The following is a 15,125-nucleotide window of genomic DNA, read 5'->3' on the forward strand; positions in this document are numbered from 1 at the left end:
TTCGAAGGGTCGGAGCGATGCTGCGCGGAGCCCTACGTCTCCTCTGGCTTCTCCCGCACATTGAATTGATTCATGGCAGTCGCGACGTCGCGGTTGAGCAGCAGCTCGAGGGCGTCGACCGCTCGATCCAGACAGGGATCATATGAAGCTCGCTCTTCCCGAGAGACCGGCTCCAGCACATAGTCTGCCGTGTCTTGTCTCGGCGCCGGTCGGCCAACCCCGATCTTCAGTCGGACGAACTGCGGCGTCCCTAACGCTTCGATCACGGACTTGATGCCGTTGTGACCGCCGCTGCCGCCGTCCCGCCTGATACGCAAACGACCCGGCTCCAGATCCAGATCATCGTGCACCACAACCAGGGCATCAGGAGTGAGACCGAGCTCGCGAAGGAGACCTTTGAGAGGGGGACCGCTGAGGTTCATCCAGTCGAGCGTACCAGCCAGCTCGACGAGTTTGGAACCGGCGCGACCCGAGCCTCGCTGGGCCGCGCCTTTCCTGGTGAGACGTATCGACCACCGCGCCGCCGCCCGCTCGATCACCCAGCAACCGATATTATGCCGCGTGTCGGCATATTCGGATCCGGGATTGCCCAACCCAACGAGCAGGCGCAACGCCACTACTTCTTTTTCTCGGCTTCCTTCTTGGCTGGAGCTGCTCCCGCCTTGGGCGCAGCCGCCCCGGCCTTAGCATCACCAGCCTTGCCTGCCTCGGCTCCGGCCGCGCCTTCAGCCGCAGCCTTCCCCTTCGCCGCCACTTCCGGCTCCTTGGCCCCCTCGGCGCCCGCCGCGCCGGTCGCCAACAAGGATTCGAGCTTGGCATCAGTCATCGGAGCCGCCACGCTCACGACCATGTGCTCCGGATCGTCCAGGAAACGCAACCCCTCAGTCTTCGCAATATCCTTCAGATGGATACCTTCATTAATCTGCAATTGCGAGGCATCGACGGCGATGAAATCCGGCAGCACGGACGGGAGACATTCGACGTGCAATTCGCGCAACGCCTGATGCAACACGCCGCCCTCTTTCAAGCCGATCGGCTGGCCACCAGTCAGATGGATCGGAACCTTCACGCGAATCGGCTTATCCATGGCGACTTCAAAGAAATCCGCATGCAGCACGCTTCCCGCGATCGGATCCACTTGAAAGTCTCGCAACAATGCCGTGCGATTCGGTTTGCTTTTGGCCCCGTTGATCGTGAGGGAAATGAGTGCCGTGCTGCCGGCTTGGGATCGCAAAATTTTCACCAGCTCCTCCGGCTTGACGGAGAGCAGCAAACATTCTCCCTGCCCATACAGCACCGCCGGAACCCGACCGGCACGACGAAGTTGACGCGCGGGGCCCTTACCTCCGCCATCTCTGCTCTCAACGGTTAACTCGAATTTCATGATGCTCCTCCTCGACCTGTCGCTCGACGCGGACGGCCTACACGAATAACGAACTGACTGATTCATCCTCATGGATGCGCCTGATGGCTTCGCCGAACAGCGGTGCCACAGACAACAATTTCAACTTCGGACACTTCAGATCTTTCCCGCGCAACGGAATCGAATCGGTCACCACCACTTCCGTCAGACCGGACTGCTGAAGCCGCTCCAAAGCGGGCCCAGACAACACGCCATGCGAGCAGCCGGCCCAAACTTCCCGAGCCCCTTTATCGAGGCAAGCTTGCGCCCCCTGCACAATCGTGCCCGCCGTATCAATCATATCGTCGAGGAGCAAGGCGCTCTTGCCTTGCACGTCACCGATAATATTCATGACTTGCGCCTGATTCGGCCCCTCACGCCGCTTGTCGATAATGGCAAGATTCGCCTGGAGCCGTTTGGCAAAGGCCCTCGCCCGCTCCACTCCACCGGCGTCGGGAGACACCACGACCAAATCCTCAATCTTGCGTTTAGTAATGTAATCCAAGAGCACCGGCAACGCGTACAAATTGTCCACAGGAATATCAAAGAACCCTTGAATCTGGCTGGCGTGGAGATCCATCGTCAACACCCGGTCCGCGCCCGCCGTGGTGATAAGATCCGCCACCAACTTGGCAGAAATCGGCACACGCGGCTGATCCTTGCGGTCCTGACGGGCATACCCGAAATAGGGAATCACCGCAGTAATGCGGTTGGCCGAGGACCGCTTCAATGCATCGATCATGATCAGCATCTCCATGATCGAATCATTGACCGGAGCACAGCAGGACTGGATCAAGAACACATCCGCCCCGCGGACATTCTCCTCTACGCGAACGCGGATCTCACCATCACTGAACGAAGAGACTGTGGCAGCGCTGATGGGCAAATCGAGATACGTTCCGATCGCGCGCGCAAGCGCAGGATTGGCGTTGCCCGAAAAGAGCTTCAGTTCCCTGTTCATTCCACCCCTTACGATGCGGTACGTGGCGATACGACTACTGTCAGCGGTGCTGGTCGAGTTGGTACAACACGGTGGGCACGGACAGGACCCGTAGTCAATCCCGCTGACCTCGTGCACGATCCAAACAAGCGGACGCTTACCGAAGCTCAGCACAATAACGAAACTGTTCAGAACTTGTCAACCGATCGGCCTGAGGAAAGGTCCAGCGGGCAACGACGATGGCCCGAGAGAGCGAACGTGCCGCCTGGAGGCTCCTGGCCACCAGGCCCCACGTAGCGAACGCACGCGCTCAGACAACGCGCATCTCGGGCACACCACCTACCGGGACGGCAAAGGCCTTCCTTTGTGGATCGGCAGCACAGACCAGTGCCGCCTGTTTGGCCATCGCCTCGTCCCCGAATACCCCGAACATTGTGGCACCGCTCCCTGAGAGGAGGGCGACCTCAGCTCCTAGGCTGACGAGTTGGCGCTTAATCTGGCCCAGCACCGGATGTTGAGCAAAGACGGGTCCCTCAAAGTCGTTCTCCACCAGGGGAATGATCTCCGCCCAATCCAACACGGAGCGGCTCCCCAACTGCTGCAACGAGTCAGAAAGCGGTCGCACACCCTGGCGTGTCGTGGCGAGTTGCTGGTAGGCCCATTTCGTTTCGACCGGAAACCCCGGGTTCACAAGCACGATCCATCTCTGCCCCGTGACCTGAACCGGACTGACCAGTTCGCCCCGGCCGGTCACGCAGGCGGCAGGCGCCACAAAAAAGAACGGCACATCACTTCCCAACTGCTGTCCCACTTCCGCCATCCGTTCGACCGACCAATCCAGCCGCAATAGCTTGACCAAGCCCAGGATCGTTGCCGCCGCATCGCTGCTGCCGCCGCCCAGTCCGGCCCCCATCGGAATACGCTTGGCCAGGCTGATGGAGAGATCAATTGACCGTTGCGCTCGGGCCAGCACGAGTTGCGCAGCACGATAGACGAGATTGCTCTGGTCGACCGCCAACGCGGCATGATCGCAACGCAAGGCGATACGCGAGACGGCGGCAGGCTGCATGGTGAGGGTGATCTCATCTGTCAATCCGACGGTGTGCATCAGCGACCAGATGGCATGGAACCCATCAGGCCGACGCTCGAGCACCCGGAGAATCAAATTCACTTTGGCAGGAGTCAGAACCCGCAGACTGGTCGCATTCACTCGCAGCTTACTGGGGCGGCGCTAATCCCGGCCTCCTTTGATTTCGTATTTTTCGAGACGGTACCGGAACGACCGGGTATTCAATCGCAGGAGGCGCGCGGCGCGCTTCTTGACCCACTGGCTCCGTTCGAGCGCTTTCAACAGCAGGTCTTTCTCGATCGTGTTGATGAGCCCCTCAAGATCCAGACCGTCCTCCGGTAATTCGGACGGCACGGTCTGCTGATTGGTCACCGGCTTGTGAAGCCACCCGCGAATGTCTGCATCCGTCACCGACGATCCCGTTGTGAAGGCCACCACGCGCTCGATCACGTTCTCCAACTCACGAACGTTTCCTCGCCACTCATGCGCCAGCAGTACGCGCATGGCCTCCTGGCTCATCGTCGGCACTGGTTTACCACTTTCCTTGGCAAATTTCTCCAGAAAATGTTGGGTCAACAAAGGAATGTCGCCGCTGCGCATGCGCAGGGGCGGGAGTTTGATCGGAATGACGTCGAGCCGATAATACAGGTCTTCGCGAAATGATCCCTCGGCGACCGCCCGCTCCAGATCTCGATTCGTGGCTGCGACGATGCGCACATCGACCTTCACATCCTGCGTCCCGCCCACCCGCCGGAACTCACGCTCCTGAATCACCCGCAACAGCTTAACTTGAATGGCCGGCGTCGTGTCGCCGATCTCGTCGAGAAAGATCGTCCCGCCGTTGGCCACTTCAAACAATCCGGCCTTGTTCGACACCGCTCCCGTGAACGAGCCTTTCATATGGCCGAACAATTCGCTCTCCAGCAAGGTTTCCGGCACCGCGCTGCAATTCACCGTGACAAACGGCATGGAAGCTCGAGAACTATTGAAATGAATCGCCCGCGCCACCAGCTCCTTGCCCGTCCCACTCTCTCCGCCGATCAGGACATTACTTTTGGAATCGGCTACCTTCCTGATCACATCGTAGATTTTCTGCATCGCCTCGCTCTGGCCGATGATCTGAGAAAAGGAGGACTGGCTGGCCAGTTCCCGTTTGAGCAACATGTTCTCGGTCGACAGCCGACGCCGTTCGAGCGCATTGCGGATAATGAGCTGCACCTCGTCGACCTGAAACGGCTTGGTGAGGTAGTCGTACGCCCCGTGCTTCATGGCTTCGACCGCCGATTCAGCCGACGCAAACGCAGTAATCACCAACACGACGGTGTCCGGCGAAGAAGCCTTCACGGCTTTCAGCACATCCAGCCCGCCGGCTCTGGGCATCTTGAGGTCTGTGATGACGAGATCGAAAATCTCCTTGTGAATTTGCGCGATGGCCTCTTCTCCGTCCGACGCCACAGTCACGGCGTAGCCGGCCCGCTTGAGCATGATGCTCAGGACATCGCGCAATCCCTGTTCGTCATCGACGACTAAAATCTTTTCCACGGTTCCCTTCCTTCATGCCGCAGCCGGGCACCGGTTTCCGCAGACTGCGGGAGACAGACGACAAATCGTGCACCGCTCCCGACTTCGCTTTCCACCTTGATCCACCCGCCATGGAGATCCACAATCCGGTGCACCTGGGCCAGCCCCAACCCCGAGCCCTCTTTTTTTGTGGTAAAAAACGGGAGAAAGATCTTGTCGAAATTCTGCTTGGGAATGCCTTCTCCGCTGTCCTGAAAGCCGACTTCAATGACATCGGCACGCCGGCCGCCGACTTCCACCCGCCGCAGCCCTGTGGTAATCGTCAGCGTCCCTCCGCCGGACATGGCATCAAAGGCATTGACCGCCAAATTCCAAAACACCTGCTTCAACTGGTCCTGATCAACCTGTGCGACCAGGTTTGTGGGTGCCATGCGGGAGACGATCGAAACTCCCATTCGTGACTGCGCCTCATGTTGGATCAGATCCAGCGTATCGGCAAGGACTTTGTTCAAATCTTGCTCGGTAATGCGCAAGGCGGGCGGACGCGCATACTGAAGAAACTCCGTGATGATGTTGTCGAGCCGCCTGGCTTCACGAATGGCAATGTCCATCAACCGCTGACTGGTTTCATCGGAGCCCACATCCTGCCGCAACATCTGCATGGCCCCGGCAAGCGCACCCAGTGGATTACGTATTTCGTGCGCCATCCCCGCAGACATCTCGCCCAAATTGGCCAGCCATTCCCGCCGACGCATTTCTTCTTCCAGGTAACGGATTTGCGTGAGGTCCTTGAAGACCCCCACCAGACCACGCTGCATCCCTTGCTCCTGAAGTGGTGAAACGGTCATGCCTAATACGAGACAGCTGCCGTTGGCATGAAAGCAATCGACCTCAAAGCGCAGAGGCGACAGCGACGTCAGCTCTGTCTCCTGCGCACGCTCGTCCGGGTGCCAATTGAAGACCTCATGCCACATGCGACCCTGCACGTCCGAGAAGGCATAGCCGGTGACTTCATACGCCGCGGGATTGAACGAGGTGATACATCCCTCTTGGTCGGTGGTAAACACGCCGCTGCTGATGCTGCGCACGATGCTCTCGTGGAACACCTGAAGGCGGGTGAGGCCCTGCTCCTTCTCTCGCAAGGACTGATCGGCATGCCGAAGTTCATCGGCCAGCACACCGCTCAAGAATCCGACGACCAGGAACGCGAGGCCATACACCTCAAAGGTCTGCAACGCTTCAGGTCCTTCGAGCTTGCTGGGAGGCAACCACGCGGAAGCATTCAAAAGCCTGAAGTATTGCACCGCCGTGATGGCACCGAACAGGAACGTGCACCCTGCGCCCGTGACAATGCCGACACGTCGATGAGGAACCAGGCTGGCCACCGTCACGGTGATGACATAGAGCACGGCAAACGGGCTCTCGACTCCGCCGGTCCTCGCAATCAGGACGGTCTCGAGGACCACATCGACCCCGACCTGCACCCAGATGAACGCGGAATGAGCCGCGGCGGTCGTGAGCCGTCTCAACACCACCGCATAGACAATCGTAATGGTGTAGGTGAAGACGATTAAGGCAGTAAAGGTGGGCGCGGATTCGCCACGCGTGGATTGAAAGGCCAGGGACAACCCCAACATCAAGGTGACCAGCACCACCCGCAGCCCCATCAGCCAATGGAGCCTGGTTTTCAGCTCAGGCAGTGAGCGATCGACAGTCGGCGCAGACAGGGCTTCAACGCCACGTAACCGCGTGGCGTCTTGGCCTGAAGGCGACTCGGTATCGGTGGAGGGGGCTGGACAGGTTGACGACAGCATGCCGGGCGCGTTGCCCTGATGGATGTGCGACGCGCGGCCATTGGAAAAATCGGGCCGCGCGCCGTGAATCGGATGCGACTGCGCGGCGTCGCTATTGAATGGCTTGCGCCATCGTGAAGATCGGCAGGTACATCGCGATGACGATAAACCCGATAATGGTACCCAACACCACCATCATGATCGGTTCGAGGAGCGAGGTCAGTGTTTCGACGGCCTGGTCGACTTCGTCTTCATAGAAATCGGCAATCTTGCCGAGCATGGCATCGAGCGCGCCGGTGGACTCTCCGACGGCGATCATATGCGTCACCATCTTGGGAAACACATTACACTTGGCCAGCGGCTCGGAGATGGTTTTCCCTCCGCTGATACTCACCCGGGCATTCATCAAGGCTTCTTCGATCACCTTGTTGCCGGACGTCTTCGCGCAGATGCTCAATCCTTCCAACAACGGCACACCACTGGTGATCAACGTGCCCAGCGTGCGGGTAAATTTCGCCACGGATGCCTTTCTGATCAAATCCCCAACGATCGGCATCTTGAGGAGCAGCTTGTCGATCACGACTCGCCCGTTCACCGTGGCATAGTAGCGTTTGATCGCGATGATCGCGCCCACCACCGCGCCGAACATGGCATACCAATAACTCTGGAAGAAATTGCTGACGTTGATGACGATCTGTGTCGGGCCTGGAAGGCCGACCTTGCCGCCGGACATTTCCATGAACATCTGCGCAAACACCGGGATGACCCACACCATCAATACGCTGATGATGATCACGGCGACCCCGACGATGGCCGTCGGATAGACCATCGCCGACTTGATCTGGCCTTTCAACTTCATGGCCTTTTCAATGTGCTTGGCCAAACGGGTCAGAATCGTATCGAGCAGACCGCCCACCTCACCGGCGTGGATCATGTTGACGTACAGATCATCGAACACTTTGGGATGGCGTTTTAAGGCGTCGGAGAAGGTGGAACCGGCCTCCACACTGTTTTTGACATCGCCGACCGTTTCGCGCAGGACTTTGTTTTCTGATTGCGTAGAGAGAATGTCCAGGCACTGGATCAGCGGCAATCCCGCATTGATCATCGTCCCGAACTGGCGCGTGAACACCACGAGATCCTTGTCGGTCAGCCCACCCCCGATGTTCAGCTTGAATTTTCCGCCGCCTGACTTTTCTTCCAGGCTGGTCACGACGACCTGTTGCTTGCGAAGTTGTTCCACCGCCTCGTCTCTGGTCTTGGCGGTGAGCTCGCCCTTCTTCACGGCACCCTGGCGGTTTCGGCCGACATAGGCGAATGTACTCATGACGCGGTTTCCACTCCTTTAGAACATCGAACAGCAGGCAGGACACGGAGGTATGCAGCGGAAAACTATGATCGAAGTCTATAAGACGACCCAAAAACTGTCAAACAAATGCCCAAAAATGGAACCGTCACGACACCGCGAAACACGCGTCCAGCGAAGCGTCCGCGCACGAGCCCGGATTATTCATGAATGTCGCCGCGAGACGTTGGAGACCGAAACTCGCGGGAGCTTCTCGCAAGCGAGGCCGACACAGGTGTCCTGACAGTCCGTCGAGGAGGCCGAACGAGAACCGCCTCGCCGGGCGAGAGCATCGGACAACGGAGCAGTCACTCATGAACAGTCCGGGCTAGACTTGGCTGGAGGTAATGCGGAAATACCCTCTGGAGAGATAGTGCAAACCGGACATGAGCGTGACTCCGCCCATCAAGTAGATAAGCGGATCAAGGGAGGCGAGATCGAGCCGCCGGGAGGCAAAAAAGACGACGGCGATCAGGGTCGCCAGCTGAACCAGCGTGGTGACCTTCCCCAAAACAGTCGGCGAGATATCGACCTGCGTTTGAGTAAAATGGGCGACCGCAGCGCCCAGCATCAGCATCAGGTCGCGGCTGGCGACCAGAATGGTCAGCCAGAGGGGAACGAGGTGCATGACGGACAGGGTAATGAATCCCGTCGTCAGCATAAGTTTATCCGCCAGGGGATCCAAGACTTCCCCAAGCCTGGTCCGCTGATTGGCCACCCGGGCAATGATGCCGTCGAGGGCATCCGTCACCCCGGCGATGAACAGCGTGGCCAGGGCATAGTCGAATTGTTCGTAGTTAAGCAATCCGACATAGACCGGGATCAACAAGATCCGCAACATTGTCAGGCTGTTCGGGACGTTCATATTCATCGAGATGGATGGCGTGCGGCTCGCCGCCGCCGCCGCTGACTGAGAACCCCGTAGGAATCGCGCATCATAGAAACCCCGTGGAACCTTGTCAACGACGGTTGCACTCCACAAAGCAGGTCCCTATAATCGGGACCCATACGGCGGGCTCTGGCGATGATCGACGGAGGTTGTGTATGAGCGGACTCCCCCTCCTCTTCAAGAAAGAGGGATTAATCGAACGGCATCAAGTCGAGGGGATCGACCCAAGCGACCGGTATTTCAACCGGGCCATCCTGGTCAGTCGAGTGGCGGCGGGGTATACGGGTAAGGTCACGTATGAAGCCTATGCCGTCGAGGGATCGGCGCATCCCACCACGAGTGCCGCCGTCAAGGCCGTCGTCGATAAACTCAGGAATGTGGGGTTTACTCGATTGCGCACACGCCTGAATTTCAAGGGCAGCCGCTACCTCGCCGAGAAAGAAACCTGGACCGACTATCCAGACCTCCCAGTCTAACCTTTCAAGAACTCCCGGCAGATCAGATCGTGAATCAGAGGGCGGAAGAGGCGGATCTGCTCATTGCGCCTCGTGGGATGCACCCGATTCGAGAGAAGCGCCACCTCCAATTCCTTGACCGGGTCGATCCACAAGGACGTTCCGGTATATCCGAGATGCCCGAAGGACTCAGGGGAAAACCTTGTCCCTGAGGAGGACCGGACCGACGGTGTATCCCAACCCAACGCCCAACTGGAATTCGGAACTCCCTGCCTGTTGCTCGTGAACAGCGCAACCATGTCTGGCGCCAACAACCCAGGCTGGTTCCGCCGACCATCCATCCAAGCCTGCGCGATCGCCAGCACGGCCCGCGCCGTACCGAACAATCCGGCATGACCGGCCACGCCGCCCAGCGCATAGGCATTTTCATCGTGCACTTCCCCGCGCAAGGTGCGCCCCCGCCAGGAATCTTCCTCCGTCGGAGCAATCGCGTTCCGCACATCAGGAAATCCGGCGGCCGCCGGAGTGCGCCCGTGAGGGAGGTACGCGAGCGGGCTGGCGCCGAGGGGCGTGAAAATCTGGCCACGACAGAATTCGTCCAGCGGCTCCCCGGACAGCCGCTCCACCACCTGTCCCAGCAACATGAATCCGAGATCGCTGTACAGGCTGCGTGTCCCCCGCTCATAGACCAACTCTTCCGTAGCGATATAGTCCAGCACGGCCATCCGCGTCCCCGCCCCCCCGAGAAACCCGGGCTGCGCCGCTTCGCGTGCGGCAATCCGTTCATAGTAGGGGCGCCAGCCCGGCAACCCCGAACTGTGCGTGAGTAGGTGCCGCACTGTCGCCGCGCCGATGGGGCGGTCTCGAAGTTCGTCCAGAATCCGTTCGATCCGATCGTCCAGCTTCAGCAGTCCGCGCTGCGCGAGGAGTACCAGCGCTGTGGTGGTTGCCAAGACCTTGGTGAGGGACGCGAGGTCATAGCAGGTATCGACCGTCACCATCTCTCCTGGAACTTTCTGAGTGAGAAGACCGGCAGCTCCTTCAAACACCAGCGCCCCGCGCAACCGAACGGCCAACACCGCACCCGGAAACGTCCCGTCGTCGACCGCCGTTTGCAGCGCCGACTGAAGTGAATGGTGTGTGGCCATAATTACGAGTCTCCGCTCAGGCGGCGAAAAGAGGACGCATGACGGGCGCGCATCGTTTGCGCCGGTAGGGGGAATCAGGGAGGAAGGAGAATCGTTTCAAAGAGCGCAGGAGTGTCACCGGGCAGGACTTGATTCGCCGGCCAATTTCCCTTCGACGGACGCCGCATCCGTCTGATACGCATCGCTTTCCTCGACCTCCAGCATCCGCTCGAAGGAGCGCAGCGTCGAACGGAACCGTTCCACCATCATCAGGCGTTGCTTTTGAAGATCCGCGACGCCCCTCTGCATCTCGGTGAGGCTCACCCGGGCCTGACGGATAATCTCACTCGCTTTGAGTTCCGCTTCCTTGACGATCAGATCAGCTTCCCGCTGGGCCGAGCGTTTCACATCTTCAGCCAGCGTCTGGGCCGACACCAGCGTATTGGACAGCGTCGCCTCCGTGCGTCGCAGATCGGCCACCTGCTGCTCGGTCGCGGTGAGTTTCTCCCGGAGCAGGCTGTTTTCCCGGTTGGCATTCTCCACCGTGAGCGCCAACTCCTCAAGGAAGCGGTTCACTTCATCCCGGTCATACCCCCGGAACTTCACCTGGAAGACCATCTGCTGAATGTCGATGGGAGTAATTTTCATGCGACACCTCGTGCTCGACAGTTAGTGCATCCGCAGGGCGATATCTCTCAACGATTGAACCACGGCATATTGCAAAAAGACAAGGATCAGAATCGCGATCATCGGCGACAGGTCCATGCCCATCCGCCATCCGATCAGGCGACGGATGGGCGTGAGCACCGGCTCCGTCACCCGCTCCAGAAACTGGACGATGGGATTCCACGGATCCGGATTGACCCATGAAATCAACGCGCGGGCGATGATCACCCACATGTACAGCCACAAGACCGTATCCAGGACCGTGGCCGTACCCTGCAACACATTGCCTAGGACAAACATCAGCGTCCCAACTCCTGTGAACGTTTCGTCGCCGCCTCGACGGCCGCCATCACACACCCCCGCATGCCTCCGACTTCCAACTGATGCAACCCGGCGATGGTCGTGCCCCCCGGGGAGGCCACCTGATCCTTCAACCGCGCCGGATGCTCGCCCCGCTCCAAGACCATCCGTGCCGCGCCGAGCACCGTCTGGGCCGCTAACAATTGAGCAGTCGCTCTCGGCAGGCCCATCTTCACCCCACCGTCGGCCAATGCCTCGATGGCGACAAACACATAGGCCGGTCCGCTGCCACTCAACCCAGTCACGGCGTCCATGAGCCGCTCTTCGACCGCGACCACTGATCCCACGGCTTCAAACAGACTCCGCACTGCCCTGACGTCGTCCGCGGAAAGATCCGGCTGATAGGCCAACGCCGTGACGCCTTCGCGCACCAAGGCAGGCGTATTCGGCATGGCACGGACAATAGCTCGCGGCTGGGCGACCCGTTCGCGGATCCAGGCGACCGTCACCCCGGCAGCGATAGATACGATTAACTTTCCGGAAAGCGCTGGTCCGACATCGCTCAGCACCGCCGGCATCGCCTGAGGCTTGACCGCCAAGACAATGAGGTCGGCCTCACGAACCGCCGTGCCGTTTTTCTCACCAACTCGAATGCCGAACCGTGACTTCAGGAGATCGCGCCGGGCCGCCATTGGATCCGTGGCACAGATGGTCTCGGGATGAGCCGCCTGCGACGCCACCAACCCGCCGATCAAGGCCTCAGCCATTTGCCCGCCGCCGAGAAACGCGATCGACTTGTTCATCATTCCGCTACTCACCTCGCGCACCAAACAATGCCGTACCCACCCGCACGTAGGTCGCCCCTTCTTCAACGGCCACAGGGTAGTCGTGCGACATCCCCATCGACAATTCCTGCATATTAATGTTCCGGCAACCGTGCCCTGTCAATGCTTGGGCGAGTTCTCGCAGTTGCCGAAAGTATGGACGGGCATCCTCTGCCGTCATCGTGGGCGGAGGAATGGCCATCAGGCCGCGAACGTCCAGATGGGCAAGTTCATCCAACGCCGGCAGGAGATCGCCCAGGGCCGACGGCGCAAATCCTCCCTTACTGAGTTCGCCCCCGAGATTCACCTCTAACAGTACACGTTGCCGCAGCCCCGCAGCCTTGGCCTGCCGATCGATCTCCTCCGCCAAGGCGAGGCTATCGACCGAATGAATCGTCTCGAACCGGCCGACCACAGACTTCACCTTTCGACGTTGCAGGGTGCCGATAAAGTGCCAGACGACCCCGTCACGACCGAGCTGGTCGATTTTGGGAAGCGCTTCCTGAAGTCGGTTTTCGCCAAGATGTCGAATCCCTGCATCCACCGCTTCCCTTAGCCGTTCGACCGGGACGGTTTTGGACGCAGCAACGAGTCGCACGGTCTCGGGGGTGCGCCCTGCGCGCTCGGCGGCGCGACGAATCTCGTCCATCACCAGGCGTACTCGGGCGGCAATCGTGTCCTGTCCTGCATCCATGCTGCGCCTTGAGGATTCCGCCGGTCCCTTCGTCTCAACAGATCCATCGGGGCCACCCTCCGGTCCAGCTCAGGGACCCGACATCATACCGCGACGGGGTTACCGATCCGGCAGGAGTGCGATCCCGCTGACCATCGTGGCTTTCACCACGCCTTCACGACGGTAGCTGAAAAATACATCCGGCTGGCAGATCGTGCAGGCATTCACCATGGCGATGCGTTCCATCTGCAGGCCGTCGGCCAGCGCCTGCAGGCGGACGAACGCACGCAGATCAAGATGTGCCTTATCTGCGGCCACCGGCCTCACCACCGATTCCCAGTCAGGACACACCTCGCGCAGCTTCGACAATACCGGCTCGTCGACTTCGTAACAACAGGGTCCGGCCGAGGGCCCGATCGCCATTCGTAATCCCTCAACGGTGGCCCCGAACCGATCCACCAGCAGCGCCACCGTCCTCGGCACGATCCCAGCGACCGCCCCCCGCCATCCCGCATGGATCGCGGCGACCACCCGGCGACCGGGATCGTGCAGGAGCACAGGAACGCAGTCCGCGGTCCGCACGGTCACCATCACCCCCGGTTGATCGGTCACCAGCGCATCCCAACCTCCCTCGAAGGTGGCCCCATGCTGCACGGGCTGATCCACCACCAACGCGTCCGTGCCATGCACCTGCTTGACGGAGACCATGACAGGAGCCGTGACATTGTGATGCCCGGCCTGAAGCGAAGCGGCACGCCCCGGCGTCACCGACGGGCCGGATGACCGAGTCCCGAAAAAGTGCTCCACCCCGTCCGCATCGGTCGCAAACGAGGGAACAGTAATCACCTCAGACGCCATCGTCCTTTCCGCCCCTCACCACGCTATAGATTCGCGACCGCTTAGTCGACCTGTTTTCTCAGGAACGTCGGCACATCCCACTCATCATCGCCACCCACCGCAATCCGCTCAACAGCCTCCCGCGTCTCACCCAGTCGACGAAGGAACGTCGGCCGATCAATGTCCTTGATGGGCCGATCCGACGCCGCGGCATGCACACCGGTCAGCACCTGTTGCGCGGGGCGTCCGTTGGGAGTTCTCGCGGCGGGGCGCTCGGCAGCAGCAGCCGGTCGAGCAACCGATTGCTCTTCCCGCTCGAATCCCGTCGCAATGACCGTCACAATAAAGTCATCGCCGATCTCCGGATTGATGACCTGCCCGACGATGATATTCGCTTCGGCATCCGCCGCATGTTGCACGATCGACGCCGCTTCTTCCACTTCGTGCAGCGACATGTTCGGGCCACCGGTAATGTTCAGCAACACCCCGCGAGCCCCTTCCACGCTGCCTTCTTCCAGCAATGGGCTGCAAATGGCTTTCTGCGCGGCCTCCTGCGCCCGATTCGCGCCGCGCCCGATCCCCATGCCCATCACCGCGCGACCCGTATGCGCCATGATGGTCCGCACATCGGCGAAATCGACGTTCACTAGTCCGGTGGTCGTGATCACGTCGGCAATGCCCTGAATGGCTTGCCGCAACACATCGTCCGCCACCTTGAACGCATCCAGCAACGGCGTCGCCTTGTCCACGATGCCCAGCAACCGTTGATTCGGAATGATCAGCAGCGTATCGACGTGGCGACCGAGATCGCGAATCCCTTCCTCGGCGTGGCTCATCCGGCGATGTCCTTCGTATTGAAAGGGCTTCGTCACGACGGCGACGGTCAGAATGCCCAGTTCACGCGCAATGCTCGCGACGATCGGCGCGGCGCCGGTCCCGGTGCCTCCGCCCATGCCGGCGGTCACGAACACCATGTCGGCACCGACCAAACTCTCGCGAATCTCGTCCTTGCTTTCCAACGCCGCATCACGTCCGACTTCGGGTTTGGCGCCGGCTCCAAGGCCACGCGTCCGCTCGGGACCGATTTGAATTTTATACGACGCCTGCGACCGTTCGAGCGCCTGCACGTCCGTGTTCGCAGCGACGAAATCGACCCGGCACAATCCGCCGGTAATCATCGTATTGACGGCATTGCACCCCGCGCCTCCGACCCCGATCACTTTGATGCGAACGGGTGATTGCGGCTCCTCTTGAAATGAAAACATCGTGGCACCTCCCTTCCTT

16 protein-coding genes are annotated in these 15,125 nt (G+C 60.1%); 1 reads left to right on the forward strand and 15 read right to left on the reverse strand.

Annotation, left to right across the window (positions count from 1 at the left end):
• Positions 1-32: 32 nt before the first annotated feature.
• The 8 genes from pth to KJA79_RS02460 form a co-directional block, all read right to left on the reverse strand.
• Positions 33-611 (reverse strand): aminoacyl-tRNA hydrolase, encoded by a 579-nt coding sequence (gene pth / locus KJA79_RS02425; protein ID WP_213040402.1) that lies wholly within the window; start codon positions 609-611, stop codon positions 33-35.
• Between the two features lie 5 nt (positions 612-616).
• A complete protein-coding gene (locus KJA79_RS02430) occupies positions 617-1,384 on the reverse strand; it encodes a 50S ribosomal protein L25 (RefSeq protein WP_213040403.1) in 768 nt (255 codons plus the stop codon).
• Between the two features lie 37 nt (positions 1,385-1,421).
• Positions 1,422-2,363: a ribose-phosphate diphosphokinase gene (locus KJA79_RS02435; RefSeq protein WP_213040404.1), complete on the reverse strand. Its 942-nt coding sequence runs from the start codon at positions 2,361-2,363 to the stop codon at positions 1,422-1,424.
• A gap of 289 nt (positions 2,364-2,652) precedes the next feature.
• Positions 2,653-3,552: a 4-(cytidine 5'-diphospho)-2-C-methyl-D-erythritol kinase gene (gene ispE / locus KJA79_RS02440; protein ID WP_213040405.1), complete on the reverse strand. Its 900-nt coding sequence runs from the start codon at positions 3,550-3,552 to the stop codon at positions 2,653-2,655.
• Positions 3,553-3,573: 21 nt separating this feature from the next.
• Complete coding sequence (locus tag KJA79_RS02445; RefSeq protein ID WP_213040406.1) at positions 3,574-4,953, reverse strand: sigma-54-dependent transcriptional regulator; 1,380 nt, start codon at positions 4,951-4,953, stop codon at positions 3,574-3,576.
• Positions 4,938-6,746 carry an ATP-binding protein gene (locus tag KJA79_RS02450; RefSeq protein WP_213040407.1) on the reverse strand — a complete coding sequence of 603 codons (1,809 nt, stop codon included), beginning with the start codon at positions 6,744-6,746 and terminating at the stop codon, positions 4,938-4,940. Before KJA79_RS02450 ends, KJA79_RS02445 begins: the two co-directional genes overlap by 16 nt.
• A 91-nt stretch (positions 6,747-6,837) precedes the next feature.
• A complete protein-coding gene (locus KJA79_RS02455; protein ID WP_213040408.1) occupies positions 6,838-8,052 on the reverse strand; it encodes a type II secretion system F family protein in 1,215 nt (404 codons plus the stop codon).
• Positions 8,053-8,398: 346 nt separating this feature from the next.
• Complete coding sequence (locus tag KJA79_RS02460; RefSeq protein WP_213040409.1) at positions 8,399-8,941, reverse strand: CDP-alcohol phosphatidyltransferase family protein; 543 nt, start codon at positions 8,939-8,941, stop codon at positions 8,399-8,401.
• A gap of 173 nt (positions 8,942-9,114) precedes the next feature.
• On the opposite strand from KJA79_RS02460, the gene KJA79_RS02465 reads away from it, so the two are divergent.
• Positions 9,115-9,435, forward strand: a complete 321-nt coding sequence (locus tag KJA79_RS02465) for a hypothetical protein (protein ID WP_213040410.1) — start codon at positions 9,115-9,117, stop codon at positions 9,433-9,435.
• Here KJA79_RS02465 and KJA79_RS02470 read toward each other — a convergent pair.
• The 7 genes from KJA79_RS02470 to ftsZ all read right to left on the reverse strand — a co-directional run bounded on the left by KJA79_RS02470 (position 9,432) and on the right by ftsZ (position 15,106).
• The gene (locus tag KJA79_RS02470) at positions 9,432-10,562 is read right to left on the reverse strand and encodes a serine hydrolase domain-containing protein (RefSeq protein ID WP_213040411.1); all 1,131 of its coding nucleotides are present in this window, start codon (positions 10,560-10,562) and stop codon (positions 9,432-9,434) included. The two genes, KJA79_RS02465 and KJA79_RS02470, sit on opposite strands and share 4 nt — an antisense overlap.
• A gap of 114 nt (positions 10,563-10,676) precedes the next feature.
• Positions 10,677-11,189 carry a DivIVA domain-containing protein gene (locus KJA79_RS02475; protein ID WP_213040412.1) on the reverse strand — a complete coding sequence of 171 codons (513 nt, stop codon included), beginning with the start codon at positions 11,187-11,189 and terminating at the stop codon, positions 10,677-10,679.
• Positions 11,190-11,210: 21 nt separating this feature from the next.
• Complete coding sequence (locus KJA79_RS02480) at positions 11,211-11,507, reverse strand: YggT family protein (protein WP_213040413.1); 297 nt, start codon at positions 11,505-11,507, stop codon at positions 11,211-11,213.
• Positions 11,507-12,313, reverse strand: a complete 807-nt coding sequence (gene proC / locus KJA79_RS02485) for a pyrroline-5-carboxylate reductase (RefSeq protein ID WP_213040414.1) — start codon at positions 12,311-12,313, stop codon at positions 11,507-11,509. The genes KJA79_RS02480 and proC overlap by 1 nt, the downstream gene beginning before the upstream one ends.
• 4 nt (positions 12,314-12,317) lie before the next feature.
• On the reverse strand, positions 12,318-13,025 hold the full coding sequence (locus tag KJA79_RS02490) for a YggS family pyridoxal phosphate-dependent enzyme (protein ID WP_213040415.1): 708 nt from the start codon (positions 13,023-13,025) through the stop codon (positions 12,318-12,320).
• Positions 13,026-13,124: 99 nt separating this feature from the next.
• Complete coding sequence (gene pgeF, locus KJA79_RS02495) at positions 13,125-13,862, reverse strand: peptidoglycan editing factor PgeF (protein ID WP_213040416.1); 738 nt, start codon at positions 13,860-13,862, stop codon at positions 13,125-13,127.
• A gap of 41 nt (positions 13,863-13,903) precedes the next feature.
• Complete coding sequence (gene ftsZ / locus KJA79_RS02500) at positions 13,904-15,106, reverse strand: cell division protein FtsZ (protein WP_213040417.1); 1,203 nt, start codon at positions 15,104-15,106, stop codon at positions 13,904-13,906.
• Between the last annotated feature and the right edge of the window lie 19 nt (positions 15,107-15,125).

Origin of the sequence: Nitrospira defluvii, from assembly GCF_905220995.1 — a bacterium.
Lineage (GTDB): Bacteria > Nitrospirota > Nitrospiria > Nitrospirales > Nitrospiraceae > Nitrospira_A > Nitrospira_A defluvii_C.